At 62.7% G+C, this 19903-nt stretch carries 21 protein-coding genes; 12 read left to right on the top strand and 9 right to left on the bottom strand.

The window, feature by feature from the left end; all coding sequences use genetic code 11:
* Positions 1–103: 103 nt before the first annotated feature.
* Together HZI36_RS04265 and HZI36_RS04260 are read right to left on the bottom strand one after the other, a co-directional pair.
* Positions 104–1015: a shikimate dehydrogenase family protein gene (locus HZI36_RS04265; RefSeq protein ID WP_179401394.1), complete on the bottom strand. Its 912-nt coding sequence runs from the start codon at positions 1013–1015 to the stop codon at positions 104–106.
* Positions 1016–1270: 255 nt separating this feature from the next.
* Positions 1271–2200 (bottom strand): LysR family transcriptional regulator, encoded by a 930-nt coding sequence (locus tag HZI36_RS04260; protein WP_218883633.1) that lies wholly within the window; start codon positions 2198–2200, stop codon positions 1271–1273.
* 88 nt (positions 2201–2288) lie between these two features.
* Between HZI36_RS04260 and HZI36_RS04255 the strand changes: the two genes are divergently transcribed.
* A complete protein-coding gene (locus HZI36_RS04255; protein WP_218883630.1) occupies positions 2289–3377 on the top strand; it encodes a YeiH family protein in 1089 nt (362 codons plus the stop codon).
* A 101-nt stretch (positions 3378–3478) separates the two neighbouring features.
* Positions 3479–4828 carry a DEAD/DEAH box helicase gene (locus HZI36_RS04250; protein ID WP_179401392.1) on the top strand — a complete coding sequence of 450 codons (1350 nt, stop codon included), beginning with the start codon at positions 3479–3481 and terminating at the stop codon, positions 4826–4828.
* A 12-nt stretch (positions 4829–4840) separates the two neighbouring features.
* Here HZI36_RS04250 and HZI36_RS04245 read toward each other — a convergent pair whose 3' ends face one another.
* Together HZI36_RS04245 and HZI36_RS04240 are read right to left on the bottom strand one after the other, a co-directional pair.
* A complete protein-coding gene (locus HZI36_RS04245) occupies positions 4841–5692 on the bottom strand; it encodes an aldo/keto reductase (RefSeq protein ID WP_179401391.1) in 852 nt (283 codons plus the stop codon).
* 38 nt (positions 5693–5730) lie between these two features.
* Positions 5731–6720 carry an aldo/keto reductase gene (locus HZI36_RS04240; RefSeq protein WP_179401390.1) on the bottom strand — a complete coding sequence of 330 codons (990 nt, stop codon included), beginning with the start codon at positions 6718–6720 and terminating at the stop codon, positions 5731–5733.
* Between the two features lie 165 nt (positions 6721–6885).
* Here HZI36_RS04240 and HZI36_RS04235 point away from each other — a divergent pair, with 165 nt between their 5' ends.
* Positions 6886–7857, top strand: a complete 972-nt coding sequence (locus HZI36_RS04235; RefSeq protein WP_179401389.1) for a LysR family transcriptional regulator — start codon at positions 6886–6888, stop codon at positions 7855–7857.
* Positions 7858–7965: 108 nt separating this feature from the next.
* Positions 7966–8154, top strand: coding sequence for a hypothetical protein (locus HZI36_RS04230; RefSeq protein WP_179401388.1), 189 nt, complete (start codon positions 7966–7968; stop codon positions 8152–8154).
* Positions 8155–8247: 93 nt separating this feature from the next.
* Here HZI36_RS04230 and HZI36_RS04225 read toward each other — a convergent pair whose 3' ends face one another.
* On the bottom strand, positions 8248–9138 hold the full coding sequence (locus tag HZI36_RS04225) for a LysR family transcriptional regulator (RefSeq protein WP_179401387.1): 891 nt from the start codon (positions 9136–9138) through the stop codon (positions 8248–8250).
* A gap of 151 nt (positions 9139–9289) precedes the next feature.
* Between HZI36_RS04225 and HZI36_RS04220 the strand changes: the two genes are divergently transcribed.
* The 5 genes from HZI36_RS04220 (at position 9290) to HZI36_RS04200 (ending at position 14503) form a co-directional block, all read left to right on the top strand.
* Positions 9290–10321, top strand: a complete 1032-nt coding sequence (locus HZI36_RS04220; protein ID WP_179401386.1) for an NAD(P)H-quinone oxidoreductase — start codon at positions 9290–9292, stop codon at positions 10319–10321.
* Between the two features lie 119 nt (positions 10322–10440).
* The gene (locus HZI36_RS04215; protein ID WP_179401385.1) at positions 10441–11304 is read left to right on the top strand and encodes a VOC family protein; all 864 of its coding nucleotides are present in this window, start codon (positions 10441–10443) and stop codon (positions 11302–11304) included.
* A 25-nt stretch (positions 11305–11329) separates the two neighbouring features.
* Positions 11330–12691 carry an MFS transporter gene (locus HZI36_RS04210; protein ID WP_179401384.1) on the top strand — a complete coding sequence of 454 codons (1362 nt, stop codon included), beginning with the start codon at positions 11330–11332 and terminating at the stop codon, positions 12689–12691.
* Between the two features lie 204 nt (positions 12692–12895).
* Positions 12896–13288, top strand: coding sequence for a YybH family protein (locus HZI36_RS04205; RefSeq protein ID WP_179401383.1), 393 nt, complete (start codon positions 12896–12898; stop codon positions 13286–13288).
* 177 nt (positions 13289–13465) lie between these two features.
* The gene (locus tag HZI36_RS04200; protein WP_179401382.1) at positions 13466–14503 is read left to right on the top strand and encodes a GSU2403 family nucleotidyltransferase fold protein; all 1038 of its coding nucleotides are present in this window, start codon (positions 13466–13468) and stop codon (positions 14501–14503) included.
* A 29-nt stretch (positions 14504–14532) separates the two neighbouring features.
* Here the strand turns inward: HZI36_RS04200 and HZI36_RS04195 are convergent, their stop codons facing one another.
* Positions 14533–14691, bottom strand: coding sequence for a hypothetical protein (locus HZI36_RS04195; protein WP_179401381.1), 159 nt, complete (start codon positions 14689–14691; stop codon positions 14533–14535).
* Between the two features lie 240 nt (positions 14692–14931).
* Here HZI36_RS04195 and HZI36_RS04190 point away from each other — a divergent pair, with 240 nt between their 5' ends.
* Together HZI36_RS04190 and HZI36_RS04185 are read left to right on the top strand one after the other, a co-directional pair.
* Positions 14932–15135 (top strand): cold-shock protein, encoded by a 204-nt coding sequence (locus HZI36_RS04190; RefSeq protein WP_013591514.1) that lies wholly within the window; start codon positions 14932–14934, stop codon positions 15133–15135.
* A gap of 292 nt (positions 15136–15427) precedes the next feature.
* Positions 15428–15652: a hypothetical protein gene (locus HZI36_RS04185; RefSeq protein ID WP_179401380.1), complete on the top strand. Its 225-nt coding sequence runs from the start codon at positions 15428–15430 to the stop codon at positions 15650–15652.
* 23 nt (positions 15653–15675) lie between these two features.
* On the opposite strand, the gene HZI36_RS04180 is transcribed toward HZI36_RS04185, so the two are convergent.
* Positions 15676–16521, bottom strand: a complete 846-nt coding sequence (locus HZI36_RS04180; protein ID WP_179401379.1) for a GNAT family N-acetyltransferase — start codon at positions 16519–16521, stop codon at positions 15676–15678.
* Between the two features lie 128 nt (positions 16522–16649).
* On the opposite strand from HZI36_RS04180, the gene HZI36_RS04175 reads away from it, so the two are divergent.
* Positions 16650–17456: a hypothetical protein gene (locus tag HZI36_RS04175; RefSeq protein ID WP_179401378.1), complete on the top strand. Its 807-nt coding sequence runs from the start codon at positions 16650–16652 to the stop codon at positions 17454–17456.
* Positions 17457–17506: 50 nt separating this feature from the next.
* Here the strand turns inward: HZI36_RS04175 and HZI36_RS04170 are convergent, their stop codons facing one another.
* Positions 17507–18724 (bottom strand): porin, encoded by a 1218-nt coding sequence (locus HZI36_RS04170; RefSeq protein WP_179401377.1) that lies wholly within the window; start codon positions 18722–18724, stop codon positions 17507–17509.
* A gap of 253 nt (positions 18725–18977) precedes the next feature.
* On the bottom strand, positions 18978–19895 hold the full coding sequence (locus HZI36_RS04165; protein ID WP_179401376.1) for a LysR substrate-binding domain-containing protein: 918 nt from the start codon (positions 19893–19895) through the stop codon (positions 18978–18980).
* Positions 19896–19903 lie beyond the last annotated feature (8 nt).

The raw sequence follows: 19903 nt of genomic DNA, 5'->3' as shown, positions 1-19903 counted from the left end.
GCCCGGTTGAACCGGGCGCGGGCGTTTTCATCTGTGTGATCGATGGTGGCGGTTCCGGCCCGCTCGGGTCCGTTCAGGCCCGCCCCGGCCTGCTCCGTTCCGCTCAGGCCGGCGTGCCGTGCGCCGCTTCGTCGTGCTGGCCGGACGTCGCCGGCTCGGTCTCCAGCAGCGCCCTGAGAACCGCATCGCCGCGCCGGGCGGCGTCCGCCAGCTCGGGATAGCCGAAGAAATCGAGATACAGCGGCGCTTGCTGCACCAGCATGTCGAAGCCCGGCGACGCGCTGAGCCCGCGCGCGCGGGCCGCGCGCACGAGCGGTGTCGGCTGCCCCTTCATCAGGATGTCGTAGACGAACGCATGCGGCTCGATCCGCTCGACCGGCACCGGCAGCGGATCGCCCGCGCGCAGGCCGAGCGGCGACGCATTGACGACGAGATCGTAGCCGGCCGGATCGTTCGACGGCACGCTCGTGGCTTGGCATCCGGATTGGGAGGGATACGCGCGCGTCACCGCGTCGGCGACCCGCACCGCCTTCGCGTGATCGGGATCGTACAGCGCGATGCGGCTCGCGCCGCGTTCCGCGAGCGCGGTCGCGAGCGCGCTCGCGGCGCCGCCCGCGCCGATCAGCAGCACGCTGCGCCAGGCGACGTCGAAGCCGACGCGCTCGAGCGAGCGGACGAAGCCGAGACCGTCGAACAGCGCGCCTTCGATGCGTCCGTCGGCGCCGCGGCGGATCGCGTTGACCGCGTCGGCCGCGCGCGCAAGCGGCGTCGCGTTCGACACGAGCCCGGCCGCCATCGTCTTGTGCGGAATCGACAGCGAAATCCCGCCGACGGTCGGCGACGCGAGCAGCGCGTCGAGCGTCGCCGCGAGATGCGCGGGCGCGACCTGCAGCGGCACCATCACCGCATCGATGCCGTGCGCGGCGAACACGTGATTGAACAGCTCGGGCGCGCGCACCTGCGCGATCGGATCGGCGATGCAGTAGAACACCCGGGTGGTTCCGGCAATCTTCATGATCGAGGGAGCGGTTCGTTGGTGATGCTTGCAGCTTAGGCGGGTGCGGCGGGTGTTAACAAGCGTTCTTCCTATGCGTTCGAGCGATAATCGCGCGAGCATGTGCGGAGATCGTGCGAAATGAGGGTTTTCTCGGGGCGGGCGGTTATCCGGCATGGCAGCCTGGCCTCACATACGAATCAGCACTCGGCCGATCCGCCCAGGCTGGCGCGCCATCCCGAGCCCTGCCGGACACCTCCTCCGCGTCTGCACCGTTTAACGAGTGGGTGGCGTCGGCGGGTTCCCGAGCCTGTCGCTGTCCGCCGGTCCTGGTAGCTGGGCCTCGAACGCTTCGGATGCCCTGGTGCGATAGCGCTCCTTGTGCCGAACCAAACTGAAGGCGCGTGTGCCGAGATCGATTGCGATCAAAGCGAGACGTCCCGCATCTATGTGAGGACGAGCCACCAAGTCAGAGACCACCGTCAGATGGGTGCTAGAGCGTACCGCCACGCAGACGGCTTCGTTGGTCGGCAATTCAAGGGGCGCGGTGAGTCGCGCGGAATCGATGTCGAGCGCACGAAGTGCGGCCTCGAACGCGGATCGCGTTCCGGAGCCCTCCTCGCGCAATATCCATGTCGCTTCGGCCAGGTCTTTGGGCGACGCTCTTCGTTTCGCCAAAGGATGATCGGGCGATGCCACGACGACAAGACGATCGCGCGCCACCGTCACGAGCGTCAGCGCGGGGTCGTCGATCGCCCCCTCCGCGAAGCCGAGGTCGGCCGTACCGTCGAGGACGGCGGCCGCGACATCGGCGGAATTGCCTTCGCGCAGCACGACGCCGATCGCCGGATGCGCAGCCTTGAAATCCACCAGGAGCGGCGGAAGCCAATAGCCGGCGATGGTTTGGCTGGCTTGAATGGTCAGCGTTCCGCGCTGAAGGCCGCCCAGTTCGGTCAAAGCCAGTTCCGCAAGCCTCGCGCTTCGTTGCGTCGCTTTGGCCTCAACGAGAAACAGCCGCCCCGTCTGGCTCAGTTCGATGCGGCGGCCAATCCGATGGAAGAGGTTGACCCCGTATCGGGTTTCCAAAGCGTGGATCGCCGCGCTTACCGCGGACGGGGTGAGGTTCAAGGCCTCGGCGGCTCGCGTGAGGTGTTCGCGCTCGGCTACCGCGATGAAAATCCGAAGTTGATCAAGCGTCATTTTCATTCAGAATAATCGAATAAAACATCAATTATATTGAAATAGACTAAACAGTAACCATCGGGCACGATTTCGCTATCAACAAGGAATGGTCATGTCCGCCCAAAACATCGCTCAAGCGCAATCAACCCTCCCGGCGTCGGCGCGCCTTCTTCCAGGCATTGGCCTTTGTATTTTCGTCACGGCACTTTCCTATCTGCTCCAGGTGATCGAAATCGATCTTGTCGGTCGCCCCTGGCTTGAGGCGTTGGTTTTCGCCATCCTCCTCGGCGTCGTGATACGAAGCATCTGGACGCCGCCGAGTGTTTGGCGTGCCGGTATCGAGTTCAGCGCCAAGACGTTGCTCGAAATCGCGGTCGTGCTTCTGGGGGCATCGGTGAGCGCCCGTGCGGTTCTGGCCATCGGGCCGGAACTGATTGCCGGCATTGCGGTTGTCGTCGTCGTCGCGATCGCGACAAGCTACGTCATAAGCCGGGCGTGCGGACTCCCACAGCGCATGGCGATCCTTGTCGCATGCGGCAACTCGATCTGCGGCAACTCCGCAATCGCCGCCGTGGCTCCGGTCATTGGCGCCAATGGAGAGGACATTGCCTCGTCCATCGCTTTCACGGCCGTGCTGGGCGTGATCGTCGTGCTTGTCCTGCCGCTGTTCGTGCCGCTTTTGCAGATGTCGTTGACGCAATATGGCGTCATGGCTGGACTGACCGTTTACGCCGTGCCGCAGGTTCTCGCCGCGACGTTGCCGATCGGCGCCCTCAGCAACCAGGTAGGAACGGTCGTCAAGCTGGTGCGTGTGCTGATGCTTGGCCCTGTCGTGCTCCTGATGTCCCTTCTGGCTTCGAAACTGCGCGACGAAACGGGCGAGCCTGCGCGGGAGGTGACGGCGGGCGATCGTTCGAAGCCCGGAAAGCTCGCGCTTCACCAACTCGTACCCTGGTTCATCGTCGGCTTTCTCGTCGTGGCTGGCGTTCGAAGCGCCGGATTGATCCCGACCGCAGTCCTGCACCCGACCGCGGTCGTCGCCAACCTGCTGACCACGGTATCGATGGCGGCGCTAGGCCTTGGCGTCGACATTCGGGTCGTGGCAAAAGCCGGGCCACGGGTGACCGGAGCAGTCACCCTGTCGCTCATCGTCCTTGGCGTGATCAGCTTCGGGCTCATCCATCTCATCGGCGTGGCGTGAGCACGAAAGGGCGCGAAACTGCGGAATCATTGGCCATTGATGTGCGCGCTGCAATTGGCGCGGTAACCGCTAGAATTGCGGTTTTGGCCCGGAATATGTCCATGTCTTTTGCCTCGCTTGGCCTGATCGATCCGTTGCTGCGTAATGTGCAGGACCTCAATTACCAGACACCTACGCCGGTGCAGGCCAAGGCGATTCCTGCCGTGCTCGGTGGCAAGGACGTCATGGCCGCGGCACAGACCGGCACTGGCAAAACGGCGGGTTTTGCGCTGCCGCTGTTGCAACGGCTGGCGCAGCATGGCCCGGCGGTGTCCAGCAATCGCGCGCGTGTTCTGGTGCTGGTGCCCACGCGTGAGCTGGCTGAACAGGTGCTGCAAAGCTTTATCGCTTACGGCAAAGGCCTCGACTTGCGATTTCTGGCCGCCTACGGCGGTGTGAGTATCAATCCGCAGATGATGAAGTTACGCAAAGGCGTGGATGTGCTCGTTGCCACGCCGGGCCGTTTGCTGGATCTCAATCGCCAGAACGCAGTGCAGTTTGATCAAGTACAAACGCTGGTGCTGGATGAAGCCGACCGCATGCTGGATCTGGGCTTTGCGCGCGAACTCGACGCCGTCTTTGCTGCGTTGCCCGCTCAGCGCCAGACCCTGCTGTTTTCCGCCACGTTTACCGATGATATCCGCGCCATGGCGGCGGGCATTCTGCGCGGCCCGGTCAATATCAGCGTCAGCCCGCCCAATGCCACGGCCAGCAAAATCAAGCAGTGGGTGGTGACGGTGGATAAAAGGAACAAGCCCGACCTCTTCATGCACCTAGTGGCCGAGAACAACTGGGAGCACGCGCTGGTGTTCGTCAAAACCCGCAATGGCGTGGATTACCTGGCGGCCATGCTGGATGAAGCGGGCTATGCGGTCGACACCATCCACGGCGACAAACCGCAACCCGCGCGCCTGCGTGCGCTGGAGCGCTTCAAGACGCGCGAAGTACAGATGCTGGTCGCCACCGATGTGGCGGCGCGCGGGCTGGATATCGACGACCTGCCGCTGGTGATCAACGTTGATCTGCCGATCGTGGCGCAAGACTATGTGCACCGTATTGGCCGTACCGGCCGCGCGGGCGCCAGCGGCGTGGCGGTGTCCCTCGTGTGTGCCGATGAAGCGCCGCAACTGGCCGCGATTGAAGCGCTGATCCGGCAAACGCTGCCCCGTGAAGAAGAGCCGGGCTTTGAAGCCGAACACCGCGTGCCGCAAACCAGCGCAACGGGCCAGATCGTCAAGAAACCCAAAAAGCCCAAGAAGCCCAAAGTGCCGCAAACTGCGCCGGGCGCCACGCAGGTGCTCAGCAAAAAGCCACGCGGTAAACCCGTCAGCAAACCCGCCAGCAAGTCAGCCGCGGGTTCACGCAAGCCGGCTGGCAAACCTGCTGGTGGCCGCGGCAAACGTCAACCCTGATCAGATTGCGCGTCAGAGCCCGAGTTTTCGTTCGCTCATCCATTTCACGATCGCCGGATCGCGATGGGAGAAGAAGCTGCTCTTGCCCGTCTCCAGCGTGGCAACGGCCAGCATGTCCGCGTCGGACAGCTCGAAGTCGAACACAGCCAGGTTTTCCTGCATCCGCTCTTTCCGCACCGACTTCGCGAGCGCGACGACGCCACGCTGAATCAGCCATCGCATCACGACTTGCCCCACGGTCTTGCCGTGGCGTTGCGCAATCGCCACCAGTTGCTCGTTCCCGAACAGGTTGTTCCGTCCTTCGGCGAACGGGGCCCAGGCCTCCGGCTGCACGCCGAGTCCGCGCATGAAGTCGACGCTTTCAGCTTGCTGGTGGAAGGGATTGACTTCGATTTGGTTGACGGCGGGCGTCATCTCGTTGAAACACGCGATGTCCATGAGCCGATCTGGCTGGAAGTTGCTCAACCCGATCGCCCTCAGCTTGCCGGCGCGATACGCGTCCTCCATGGCCCGCCACGCGCCGTGAACGTCCGAGAACGGTTGATGGATCAGGAACAGATCGAGGTAGTCCACGCCCAGACGCTTCAGTGACTTGTCGATGGCCACGCGGGCACGTTCGTAGCCGGCATCCTCCACCCACAGCTTGCTGGTGACGAAAAGCTGGTCACGCGGTACTCCGCAACGTTTGAGACCACGCCCGACGGCCTCCTCGTTCTTGTAGGACGCGGCGGTATCGATCAGGCGGTAGCCTGCCTGTACCGCGTCCACGACGCAGCGTTCGCATTCCACCTCGTCGGCGATCTGGAACACGCCGTAGCCGAGAATGGGCATCTTCATTCCGTTGTTCAGTGTCACGTCATGCATGGTGGGTCCTTTGTGTCGATGTCGATGGCGGCATGCGTTCAGCGGCCGACGCGAGCCTTCAATGCGGCCGGGTAGCGGTCGCCGTGAATCTCGACGTTCGCGAGCGCCTCGGCGATGTGCTGAAGGTCGGACCCGGTCAGCTCGACCGACGCCGCGCCCAGGTTCTCGTCCAGACGATGCAGCCTGGTTGTCCCGGGAATGGGCACGATCCACGGCTTCTGGGCAAGCAGCCATGCGAGCGCGACCTGGGCCGAAGTCACGCCCTTGTTCCTGGCGATGGTCCCGATCGACTCGACGAGTGCCTGGTTCGCTTGAAGCGCCTCCGGCGTGAAACGCGGCACGACGCTGCGAAAGTCATCCTTGCCAAACGTCGCGCTCTTGTCGATCGCACCTGTGAGGAAACCCCTGCCGAGCGGGCTGAACGGCACGAAGCCGATGCCGAGTTCCTCCAGCGTGGGCAGGATGCTGTCCTCGGGCTCGCGCCACCACATCGAATACTCGCTCTGGAGCGCCGTCAAAGGCTGCACGGCATGCGCCCGACGGATGGTCTGCTCGCCGGCCTCCGACAGGCCGAAGTGCTTCACCTTGCCCGCCCGGATGAGCTCCCCGACAGTGCCGGCGACATCCTCGATCGGCACGTCCGGGTCGACGCGGTGCTGGTACAGCAAATCGATGGTGTCGGTCTTCAGGCGCTTGAGCATGCCATCGACAGCCCACCGGATGTGGTCCGGTCGGCTGTTGAGAATCTGCTGCTTGCCGTCGTCCCCGAAGGTAAAGCCGAACTTGGTGGCGATGACCACCTGGTCGCGCACGGGCGCCAATGCCTCCCCGACGACCTCCTCGTTGAGATATGGCCCGTAGACTTCGGCGGTATCGAAAAAGGTCACGCCGCGGTCGAAGGCGCCGCGAATCAACGCCACGGCCGTGGTTCGATCGGTGGCTGGGCCGTAGCCGTGGCTCAGCCCCATGCATCCGAGGCCAAGCGCCGAAACCTCCAGTCCCGAACGGCCGAGTTGTCGCTTATTCATGATGCGCTCCGGTGTGATAGACGAGGGCAATCGCCCGACGTTCGTTACTTTAGGCGCGTCAGTTTCAAGCGACTAGTCGAATCCGGCTTGCACCAGTATCAAGCTCAGCTTGATACTGGTCGCTTGCGTGACTGCTCCGTTCGCGCTTCATCGGAAGAATCGACCATGCCCATCAACGACTTCAAGGCCATCGCGACATTCGCCAAAGCAGTGGAACTCGGCAGCATCCGGCAGGCGGCGCTGGCCCAGGGCGTGACGCCCCAGGCTGCCAGTCAGACCATCGCGCAATTGGAACGTCATCTTGGCGTCCGCCTGTTGCATCGGACGACGCGCAGCCTGGCCCTGACCGAGGAGGGGCAACGTTTCCTGGAGAACACGCAGCCTGCGTTGGCGGCATTGGACAGGGCACTCGCCCTGGCGCGGGATTCCAAGGATGAGATCGCGGGGCCGCTGCGCATCGTCGGGCCGAAATCGTCGTTCGCCGCCATTCTGATGCCGCTGCTCGACGAATTCTGTCGAGCGCATCCCGGTATCCAGCCGGACGTCCAGCTCGATGACGGTATCGGCAACTGGGTGCTGGATCGCGTCGATGTCGGCTTCAGGATCGGGGTGTCTCCCAGCGAGGGCGTAATCGGTCGACAGCTCTTTCCGATCCAGATGATCATGTGCGCGGCGCCCGGCTACCTCGAAGCGTACGGCAAGCCATCGACGCTCGACGAACTGGCCGCGCATCGCTGCAGCGTGTTCCGGCATTCCGTCACCGGTAAGGTGGCGCCCTGGTACTTGACCGTGGACGGCAAGCTCGAACATCGGCAGATGTCTCCCGCGTTCGCAACGAACGACTCGGAGCTGGAGCTGCAAGCCGTGCTCGCCGGGCAAGTCATCGGTCAGCTCGCGAGCTTCTCGGCAGCGCCTCACATCCGGGCGGGACGGCTGGAACCCGTTCTCGTGCAGCATATGAGCGCGCCCATTGGTTTGCACATGTATTACGGAAGCCGAACTGCTCAGCCCAAGCGAGTGCGAGCGTTCCTGGATCTTGCCTTCGCTCGTTTGCATGATTGCAGCGATTACGTGCTCGCTGACAGAGAGCTGGCGCCGTTCAAGTCGCGATCGAAGCGATCCAGCCGCACGCGGTAGTGTGCTCAGCCCGTCCAGCACGATCTCGCACCCTTCAACCGGACGAGCCGCCCCCAACCCTTCGGGCCTGCTAGACTGGAAGTTCCCCTGCAAACAATGGAGGGAGACATGACGACCGTCTATGTCGTGAAGACCGGTGAGCAGTTTCTCTGCACTGCCGAGGATGGCGACATCGGCATGGCCCCGGCGATTGAAGAAGCCATGTCCTTTCTCTCGTATGAGGAAGCGAAAAAAGTGGCGAACGAGCAAGCCGACCCCGGATACGAAATCGTGGCAGTCAACCTCACCAGAGGCTGACGCGGAATCCGCTGTTGGGCGCTCGGCGACGGAGGGCATGAGCAAGTTGGCAGGCGCCATGCGATAGGGTGCCGCGGTGGGCTGCGTCCGAAATCATCTGCGAATCGTGTGGGGCGTGTGCTCCTCGAACGCGGCGGCGATGCCATCGATCATTGCCGCGATGCGCGCGGTATGCCGAAGGTCTTGATGCGTGACGAGCCAGTTTTCATAGACCGCCCCCCGTGCCGGTTCCGGCCATATCTGCACGAGGCCGTCGCGCTCGGCCAGATGTATCGGAAGCTCACCGATGCCGATACCGGCCTTTACCGCGGTACGCAGCATGAGGCTCGAATTGAAGGTCGATACGATGCGTCCTGCGTGTATCGGCTCGCCGGCAAGCATCGGTGATCGATTGCCGGCCCCGTTCCCCTGATAGACGACAAGATCGTGCCCCGCGAATGCGGAGCCGGCGGCGGGCTTGCCATGCCGCTCGAGATAAGCATTCGACGCAAAGAGCGCCATCGGCCAGCGAGCGAGGCGCCGCGCGACCAGATCGGGATTGTCCGGCCTGACTGACCGGACCGCGATATCCGCTTCACGCTTGGCCAGATTGAGCATGCGCGTCGACGTGTCCAGCAGGACGCGCACTTCGGGATGCGCAGCGTGCAGGCGTTCGATGGCGGGAAGCAGGAATTCAAGCGCGATCGAGTCGGTGCTGGTGACTCTTACGTCTCCCGCAAGCCGCGTATCCGTGCCTTGCGTTCGTCTGACGAGTTCGTGTGCGGAGTGTTCCATTTTCTCCGCCGACGTCAGCGCGGCCTCGCCCGCGGTCGTCAACGCGTAGCCGTCGGACGTACGCAGGAAGAGCGTTGCGCGTAGCGCGTGCTCCAGTGCCGCAATCCGTCTGCCGACCGTCGCCTGATCGAGATTGAGCGTCCTCGCCGCGCCACGGAGCGTTTTTTCGCGCTCCACCGCGAGGAACACTCGTGCGTCATCCCAGTTCATCGCGCTGCCCTCCTGATGCAAATTTGCATCTCACAGCGTGAATAATGCTGCACATATTCATCGTCGTCGAGACCTACACTGCACGCAAGAGCTCCTCGTTCAATGATCCGCCCGGATCAATCGAGCCTCATCTATTGAAGGAGTGGTATCCATGTCTGCTTCGACTTATCGCGTGCCGTCGTCGATGACGGCCATCGAGATCAAACAGCCCGGCGGTCCTGAAGTCCTGGTGCCCGCTACGCGTCCGGTGCCGATGCCCGCCGCCGACCAGGTTCTGATTCGCATCCATGCGGCCGCCGTCAACGGTCCGGACGTTTTCCAGCGCAAAGGGCTGTATGATCCGCCCCCCGGAGCGTCGGACATTCCAGGGCTGGAGGTGGCAGGTCAGGTGGTTGCCGTGGGCTCGGACGTGACCCAATTCCAGATCGGCGAACGGGTGTGCGCGTTGATTCCCGGCGGCGGCTACGCGGAATACGCGGTCGCGCACGCCAACAACACGACGCATATCCCCAAGGGCCTGACGCTGGTGGAAGCGGCGGCCATGCCCGAAACGTTCATGACGGTATGGCTGAACCTGTTCCAGCGCGGCAAGCTGGTTGCCGGCGAATCGGTGTTGATCCACGGCGGCGCGTCAGGTATCGGCACCACGGCGACCATGCTGGCGAAGGCATTCGGCGCCGCGAAAATCATCACGACGGTTGGCTCGGCCGCGCATCGGGAGGCCAGCCTGGCGCTAGGCGCAGATGTCGCGATTGATTACCGCGAGGACGATTTCGTCGCCGAAACGAAGCGGTCCACCGATGGACGAGGCGTCGACGTGATCCTCGACATCATTGCCGGCGACTACGTGGCCAGAAACTATGACGCCGCGGCGATGGACGGACGGATCGTACAGGTCGGCGTGATCAAGGGGCCGGCGAAGGATCTCAGCCTCGTGCCGATGCTGACGAAACGTCTGACGCATATGGGCTCGACATTGCGATCGCGCACATCCGCGGACAAGGCGATCATCGTCAATGAACTGGAGCGGCAGGTCTGGCCGCTCGTCGAGAGCGGCAGGATCAAGCCGGTCGTCTACAAGACCTTTGCGCTTGCCGACGCTCGCGGCGCTCACGAGCTGATCGATTCCGGCACACACTTTGGGAAGATCGTTTTGACGACCGGTGCCGATCTCATTGGCTGAAGCCTGAATGACCCGGCAAAGCGGAGGTGGCGATCGTTGGCTCGCTGTTATGAACATCGTGCACACACAGGGGTAATGCCACCTATTCTTGTAGACAGGCGAACCGCGGGGTCCCGCTCATGATCAAGTTGCACGAACTCCGGTATGTTCGGCTCGGTACCCGCGACGTTGACGCCGCGACGAAGTATGCCGCCGATATTCTCGGACTACAGCTGGTGCGACGCGAGGGCGGGTGGGCCTACCTGCGCTCCGACGAGCGCGATCACACGCTGGTCTACTTCGAGGGTGATCCACGCGATCATACTGTCGCGTTCGATGTCGTCGCGAACGAGGCGCTCGAGCATGCGGGCACCGTGCTGGAGCAGAACGGTTTCCGCATACACGCCGGTACTCGCGACGAGTGCGATCAACGTCGCGTGCGTGCCTTCATCGGTTTCGAGGATCCGTCGGGCAATCAGATCGAACTGGTGCTCGGCGCTTTGCACAGCGGCCGCCGTTATTTTCCGTCACGCGACGCCGGAATCACGGGCTTCAGCCATGTGGGGCTACGCTCCAGCGATCCCCGGCGCGACGAGATGTTCTGGACGAAGCTGTGCAATGCACGCGTGAGCGACTGGATCGGACCTGCTCCGCTGTTGAGGATCGACGAAGTGCATCACCGGATCGCACTCTTTCCGTCCTCGTTCGCCGGTATTCAGCACATCAATCATCAGGTCGAAAGCATCGACGACCTCATGCGCGCCTGGTACATCCTGCGTGAAAAGGGGATTCCGATCCGGTTCGGACCGGGGCGGCATCCGACGTCGGGCGCCATCTTTCTCTACTTCGAGGGGCCTGACGGAATGACTTACGAGTATTCGACAGGCGTTCGCCTGATCAGACCGGACGAGGAGGCAACCTGGTGCCCTCGCCGGTTCCCGTTCGACGCCACCGGCTTTTGCATGTGGGGCGCCAAACCCGACATTCCGGAATTTCAAAACTGACTGCCGCAGCGGTATGGAGAACGCCATGGCGACGATCAGAACGGTCGACGTTCAGGACTTCATCAACTCGCACAAGCTGTCGACGTATCAGTTTCTGATCGTCGCGCTGTGTTTCCTGACCGTCGCGTTCGATGGTTTCGATACGGCGACCGCCGGGTTCATCGCGCCTGCCATCAGGAAGCAATGGGCATTGAGCGCACTTCAGCTGGCGCCGATGTTTGGCGGCGGCCTGTTTGGCCTGATGATCGGCGCGCTGCTGTTCGGTCCGCTCGCCGACAGGTTCGGACGCAAGCCCATACTCTGCCTTTCAGTGGCGTTTTTCGGCGCGATGTGTCTGTGGTCCGCCTACGCGACTTCTCTGCGGGAACTCATACTATTGCGATTCCTGACCGGTCTGGGCCTTGGCGGGGCCATGCCGACGGCCATTACGATGACATCCGAATTCGGCCCGGAGAAACAGCGCTCGCTATTGGTGACGAGCATGTTCTGTGGCTTCACGTTAGGCGGAGCATTGGGGGGCGTGGTCGCGTCGCAGATCATTCCCGTGCATGGGTGGCGGGGCGTGCTGTCATTCGGCGGCGCAATGCCGCTGGTGCTGGTGCCGGTTCTTGCATGGCTGCTGCCCGAGTCTGTCCGGTATCAGGCGCTGTCCGGCCGGATGCAGGCGCAGGTGGCCCGCACGCTCCTGCGCATCGCGCCGCGCGAGCCACTCGATCACGCGACGTTCACGGTTCCCGAGAACAAGGTCAAGGGCTCTCCGGTCCGCAACCTTTTCAGCAAAGGCGCGATCGTCGGCACTGTCTGCCTCTGGCTCACCTTCTTCATGAGTCTGCTGGTGTATTACCTGCTGACCAGCTGGCTGCCGACGGTCATTAACAGCACCGGCGTCCCGCTGGGCAGGACTGCGCTGATCACCGCGGCGCTGCCCTTGGGCAGCACGGTCGGCGCCGTGCTGATTGGCCGCCTGATGGACAGGCTTGATCCTTGTCTGGTGCTCGCAAGTTCGTACCTGATTGCCACCGTGTTCATTCTGCTGATCGGCGTCGCTTCGTCGTTGCCGATGCTGGTGTTCGCCGTCTTTGGGGCGGGTCTTGGGACGGGCGGCTCGCAGACTGGCGTCAATGCGTTGGCGGCGGCCTACTATCCGACGTCCAGCCGCGTCTCCGGCGTGAGCTGGGCGCTAGGCATCGGCCGGGTGGGGTCGATCGTGGGCTCGATGGTGGGCGGCGTGCTGCTGGCCATGCATCTGGGCCTGCCCGTCATGTTCATGCTGGTAGCGATTCCCGCTATCGTCGCCGCACTCGGCATGTTTGCCATGGGACGCCATGAGGCCGCGCTCAAGGCGTCCGCGGTTGCTCGAGCGGTCCCTGGGTCTGTCAAGCTTTAGGGGGCCGTCAGTGCTGAATGGGTACGTCGCAATTTCGTCGAAGGTAATCTTTCCGGCATTTCATTCAGCGTCACGTATGTTGATTGCGGTGTCATCAGCCGACAATTTTGCGACGAGCACCTGGGTAAGATCGACACCGATGCTCTTCGAAGGTCGACGCCCTAATTGTCGGTGATCTAACTTTTTTGGCCGCGGAGGTTCCAGATGGGTTCTGGTGAACGAGCTATCCGTGAGTTACACACAACTTGGATTGATGCAGTCAACGCCGGCGATCTCGTCCGCTTGCTCACCTTGATGGCGGACGATGTCGTGTTTCTGAATCCGGGCCGACCGCCGTTCGGACGGGATGGATTCCCCGTCGGCTTCTCGGCCGCCCACGAACAATCTCGGATTCGTTGCATTAGCGAGTTGGAAGAGGTCGTGATCGTCGGCGAAGTTGCCTACACACTGTGCCGGGACTCGATATCCGTGACCCCGCGGGCCGGCGGAGAAGCAACGAAGCTGGCCGGTCATCGGATCACCATATACCGCAAACAGCCCGACGGCCGCTGGCTTCTGGCTCGCGACGCCAACACGCTGTCCCAAGTAGCGAGCTGAGTGGGCTGCTGCCTAGTGATCAATCGACCTAGTAAATATCATCATCCCGCAACGGCCAGTCGTGCTATCCGGATGGGTTACCCACTAAAATAATATGATGGTGGGTAACCTGGGTAGAGCTTCCCGGCATCATAATTACCCACTAATATTTGAATATAGTGGGTAACCAATCCGGCCATGCTGACCTATCATCCCGACGCGCTGCAGACGTTGTACGCCTCGCTCATCGAAACAGCTGGCGGGCAGGCGCACATTCCCTTGCAAACGCCTGGCACCGTGTCATACAAGTCCGTCAATGGCATCAACTACACGTATTGGCGTGTCTACAAGGCAAGTGGGCAGCGTGCCGACGAAATTCTCGGCGTGACGGATGCGGCGGAGACGCTTGTCAAGCTCGAGCAAAAGCGTAGCGACAGTACGCAGGCACGTGCCATTGCCGAATCGATCAAGACGCTGCGTATCGCCAGGTTCGCCGTCGCCGACAACTCATCGGCGCTTACGATCGCCTCGATCTTCAATGCCGGACTTTTCCGGCAAGGAGCCGTGCTCGTCGGCTCGCACGCCTTCGGTGCCTTGCTGAACGGCCTGGGTATCAGGCTGGCCGCGAACTATCAGACGAACGACATTGATATCGGTTCCAGAGCTCAGGTGTCTCTCGCTATCCCGGACGATCGCAGCCTCCTCGACGTGATCAAGGATACGGGATTGCCATTCCTCGAAGTACCGGGACTCGATCCCAGGCAGCCGGCGACGTCGTACAAACAGCGAGGCTCGATGCTCAAGGTCGATCTCCTGGTGCCGGGTTCCGAGAATTACGAAACCAAGGCGCTGCCCGGCTTGAAGGCGTACGCGACTGGCTTGCCGTACTTTGACTATCTGATCGATGAATCCGAGCACGGGTATGTGACGGGCAAGGATCACATCGTACCCGTGCGAGTGCCGGCGCCCGCCCGATTTGCGTTGCACAAGCTCATCGTGAGTACCTTGCGATCGGCCGCGTTTGGCGTTAAATCCAACAAGGATATGCAGCAGGCGGTCGTGATGCTCTCCGCAACACTGAATCGCAACCAGGACTGGGTGGAGGAAGCCATTGACGCTTTGCCACCCGAGGCGTATCAGCGCGTTGCGCAAGCTGCCGATCACGCATTGAACTACGCCGAGGGGCACCTGGACATTACGGTTGATACTCTCGAGCGGCTTGCCTCATTGGGGTGACTCAGGCTCGCGAATCAAGTCAGTCTGTTTTAGGGCGGATTGCCGCCACCGTCCTGCGGATACCCGCGGCCGCCGCACGGCTCGGCATGAGCCGACGGGGCGGAGAGGATCGCATAGGTGCCGATGGTGCCGCCCACCACTGTCAGCAGGGCAACGGCAAACAGGAAACCCTTCATCACGTGCTTCATGGTTTCTCACCTGGGAGGCAGACATATGCTCTCTAAGTCTACGCCTGGTGACACAGTTACAAGTTAGCTATTGACGCGGGTACTACCCGGCGGTTAGTGTGTCGTCCGAAGTTCAAGAAGTTCGATTGCTGTTCATCAATTGCTCGCTCCTCAGCGGTATTCGTTGTCCTCTCCCTTCCTTGACGCTTCACGCGCTCTTCAACAGAGCAAAACTTCATATTTTTTCATCAAGGATTCTTCATGGATACCGGTACCGTTAAGTGGTTCAACGACAGCAAGGGCTTTGGCTTCATCACCCCGGACAAGGGCGGCGACGACCTGTTCGCGCATTTCTCCGAAATCAGAGCCGACGGCTTCAAGACGCTGGCTGAAAATCAGAAGGTGAGCTTCGAAACGAAGCAAGGCCCGAAGGGTCTGCAAGCGGCCAACATCAAGCCGCTGTAAAGTTTGACGCTGTAAAGTTTGAAGTACCCGGCCTCCCGCGACGGACGCCGGGTTCAGCGACACCCTCGCGGAGCGTTGTCTCCCAAAGTTGGCGCGATCGCTCTTAGCTGCATCTGTTCATTCAGCAGCTTGCCAAGCGCCACACGCCTCGTTGCGCTTCATTCTCCCCCTGGCTGTAACGCCTTTTTTTCGCTTTCCGACTGCTTCAGATTCGGCTCGCAATGGCTTTGAATCGGCATGCCCGTGCACATTTCGCACGGCACGCGCGCACTCGTACATCATTAAAATTAAAATGCTGAACAAACAAATTCATCAATACAACGGCTATGCCGTCCAACCCTCGGCGCATCGTTTGCCCGACGGCAGTTTTTCATCCAACCTGCTGCTCGAACGCACCGATAGCGCATGCGCCGAAGGCCGCTATCAGTTCTATTCGCTCGATTACTTCAAGAGTGCGGAGCAGGCGCTGCAGCACTCGACACGCTGGGCACGCAACTGGGTCGACACGCGCGGTTAAAGGCGACGCCCCAGTCCGCCCGATCACCCCAGCTCAAACGACGTCACCCCAAACACGCGATCGATCGCAATCGCGGGCGCGTCTTTCGTGTACATCCGCGCGGTTTCGAAGACGCTCGTCATGCCGTGCCGTTCCGCCAGCGCGACGGCCGCGGGATTCGTTTCCGGCACGTCGAGCACGATGACCTCGCCGGGCATGCTCGCCGCCAGCGCGCGAAACAGCCCGGTGGCGACGCCCGCGTCATCGGCGAAGAGCGGGCCGATCTTGCAGCCCGCCTTGCAGCGGCGCACGACACCGTATCCGGCGATACGGCCAGCGTCGACCGTAGCGAGCGCAACGGCATCCGGCTGCGCGATCCAGGCGGAGACGAAACGCTCTCGCGCCGCGGGAAAACACCGGCGATCGTAGGCAAGCAACTGCTCGAACGGCACATCGGCCGCTGCCGCCACATGCGCGCACCCGATGCCGTCCACACGCCCCTGATAGCGGATGTTGCGGTACGCGAGCCGGAACCCGGACTTCCTGTAGTTCGCCTGCTGGGCAACGACACCATCGAGACCGACGTTGCGGTCGCCAAGGTAACGCATGCCGTGCTGCCAGATTCGCATGCCGAAGCCTTTGCCGCGAAACCCGGGTTTCACGATGTAGAGACCGATGAAGCCAAAGCGTTCGTCATAGGCGATGGCGGCGAGGCACGCGACCGGCTCGCCGCGCCAGACGCCGACGAAGAAACCGGCCGGGTCCGCTTCTCTGAAACAGTGCGGGTCATGCCGGCCAGGGTTCCACCCTTCTGCAGCCGCCCATTCGACCGACATGGCCACCTCGCCGGTCGACATGGTGCGCACGATAAAGTCTTCGCTTTGATCCATGGTTCGTCCCAGTCGGGGCGCCAAAGCTGCCGACCGAGTCATCATAATCCCAAGGGCGGGTATCAGATGCGGTTCACCAACGGAGCAAGCGGTCACGTGGATCTATACTGGGGCACCTGGAGGCTCCAATGACTAATCACGACCGGCTGCATCCGCTACGTCCGCTCCTGAAGAATTGGGTTTGGGAGCACGGCCGAATCGGCACGCGATATCTGGACTGCACCGATGGCGAAATCAAGTTTGACGAAGGGAAGAAGTCGCGCTTCGCGGCCGAAGAATACATTTACGTGCCGCTCGACAAGGATGCTGACGACGATGCGTCCGTGGAAGGTCCTGCGATCCAGGAGGCGGGGCTCGCCCGGTTTTTGAGGGCGGCGCAGTTGGGCAAGCCCGAGGAAGCCGGCACTATCGTGGAGGTCCAGCGCGCTGCGCAGGACTGCATCGAACTCGGCCTGTTCAGCGCATATCAGTCGAGTGCCCGGGAAGCCTTCGCACGCTATGCGCAGGAACCCATGTTCGACGATGAAATCCGCGCTGCGGTTGTCGACGATATCCGGCGTATCTACACGGGCATGCGCGAGCAATTGGCGCTGTACGATTTCAGTGTGCTTTACGGCCTGCCCAACCCCCTGCTCATCAGCGAGATGCCGTTCATCGACTGGCGCGTGCGCGCCAGTCCGGCCCTTCCGTTTGTCTCGCTTCCTCTCGGGCCATATTGCCTGCTGGTGGGTGCGCCGTCGGGCAGGAGCAGCCGAATTGGCCCCGTGGTCTGGAAGTCCGCTGCGGCAATGGGCCCGTTGAAGGACCACAACCGCCAAATCGCGGAGCATGCGCGGTTGTGGCTGGTGGCAACCACCGATGACCAACTCGTCGCGGTACAAAGCCGTTTTGCCACGGCCAGGAGCCCCAAGCCAGAGGATGCGAGGCCCGGCTGAAGCGGGCGGGAACGGCGCGCAATGCGCCGTCCTCGCCACAACCTCCTCGCTCAGAACCGATGCACGATGCCGACGCCCGCGCCAAACATGCTGCGGGTCGACGACGGCGTGGTCTGAAAGCCGTCGCCGAGCGTCGCGGTAGCGCTGATGATGTCGCCGGCGCCGTTCGTGCCGAGCGTCTGGCCGTTCGCGCGCTGATACGCTTCGAGCGCGTAGAGGCCGGTCCGTTGCGACAGCGCGTAGTACTGCGACAGGTTGAACTGCTGGTATTGCGCGCTGCTGGCGATGCCGTTCGCCCTCGTCGCGCGCGTGTAGCTGTAACCGGCCGCCAAATCCAACGCCGACGTCGCCTTCCAGTGCAGCACCGCGCCGGCCGTGTTGAAGATCTCGGTGTCGAGGAACTTCGAGTCCGCGCCCGGGATGTACTGAACGTTCGTGTAGGTTGCCGAAACATCCCAGCTCGAGTTGAACTTGTACATCGCGCCGACCGCGAATCGCTGTTGCGCGCGCGCGGTCTGATAACCGTTCGTGACGGCCGACACGCCGATCTCGGCGCCGCTGTTCGACGTGGTCGACGAGGCGCCGAACGCACCGCCGCCCGGCGTCGAGTTGTTGATCCGCGAGAACGCGACGGTCGCGCCGATCGGACCATTCACGTACTGCAGCGCGGTGGCCCACGTCGAACCGGCGTTGAAGCTGCCGGGCACGCCGCCGAGCGAGTAGGAGCCCGACACCGAGAAGCCGTACAGCGTCGGCGACGTATAGAGGATCGTGTTGTTCGCGCGGTAGATCGTGTCGAGGCCGTCGACGTCGCCCGGGTGCGCGCCGTAGAAGCCGGTGAGCCACGTGGTCGGGCTGTATGGCGACATGAACTGGTAGTACGACGCGTACTGGCGGCCCGCGGTCAACGTACCGAAGGCCGGATTGGTCATGCCGACGTACGCCTGGCGGCTGAAGATCGAGCCGGACACCGACTCCGCGCCGGTCGCGCCGCTGAAGCCTTCCTCGAGCTGGAAGATCGCCTTCGTGCCGCCGCCGAGATCCTCGCTGCCCTTCAATCCGAAGCGGTCGCCGAGCCACACGCCGGTGACCATCTTGACCGCCGAGCGGCCGCCCGTCGTCGAGCCGAGCGTCGTCGTGCTGCTCTGATAGCCGATACCGTTGTCGACTGCGCCATACAGCGTCACGCTGCTCTGCGCGAACGCGGGCAGCGCCGCCAACGCGGCCGCGGTGGCGATGACTGCTTTCACAGGCTCGATTCGTTTCATGATCTCCATTCCTTCTTAGGATTGCGACTTGTGAGGGGGGCACCCCGCTCTGCGGCGGCGGTGATCCCAGAATAGGGAGGAGAGGCGGGTGGAATAAAGCGGTTGCTGGCCGAGGCGATCGATAATCGAACGGAATCGTGCGATTGCCGCGTATATCGAGGGTATGCACGGACGATCCGATGTGGCTGTCGAGCAACAGAACATCGGCTGATCAAAGCGAGGAGTACGAAGCGCGGTTCGGACGCACTACCCGTCACACGCACTCGACGCGCTGCCCGCCGATCAACTCCGGGATGCTCGCCTTCAGCATCGACACGACCGTCCGCACACGCGGCGGCACCGGACGCTGCGCCTGGATCAGCACGTTCAGATCGAACGGCGGCACCTCGTACGCGTGCAGCAGCCTGACGAGCCGGCCGTCCGCGAGCGCGCCAGCGCAGGCTGGTTCTTCGAGCACGCCGATGCCGGCGCCCGACACGATCAGCTCGTGCATCGGGCGCCAGTGGCTGGTCTGAATCGCGGTGCGGATCGGCGTGCTCTCGACGACGCTCGCGCCGTGCCTGAGCGGAAGCTGATCCGTGCCGAAGATGCCTTTCACGCGAATGAACGGATGTCGGATCAGGTCGGCCGGCCCGGCGATCGGACCGTGCCGCGCCAGATACTCGGGCGCGGCGACGAGAACGCGCGCGACCTGACCAAGCCGATACGCGATGAACGCGCCTTCGCCGAGCAGCCCGACGCGAAATGAAATGTCCACGCCTTCCGTCACGAGATCGACGATCCGGTCGTTCAGCACGAGATCGAGGTCGAGTTGCGGGTAATCGTCCCGCACGCGCTTCAGCGCGTCGGGTAGCACCGTTTCGCCGAGGCAGTGCGGCGCGGCGATGCGAATCGTGCCCTTGATGATCTGGCCGTCGCTCGACACGTCGGCGACCGCCTGCTCGACCGCGCAGAGCACCTTCTTGCTGCGCTCGTAAAAGATCTCGCCTTCGGGTGTGCGCATCAATGCGCGCGCGCTGCGCAGCAGCAGCCGGCAGCCGAGAAATTTCTCGAGCCGCTCGATGCGCTCGCTGACGGCGGGTTGACCGATGTTCAGATCGCGCGCGGCGCCCGAGAGACTGCCGCGCTCGACGACCCGCACGTAGATGCGCATCGCTTCGAGCAGATTCACGATGCGCC

The sequence above is a fragment of the Burkholderia guangdongensis genome, assembly GCF_013403875.1.
Taxonomy (GTDB): Bacteria; Pseudomonadota; Gammaproteobacteria; order Burkholderiales; family Burkholderiaceae; genus Burkholderia; species Burkholderia guangdongensis.
Note: the sequence above shows the minus strand (reverse complement) of the source record. Positions and strands in the feature narration are given on the sequence as shown.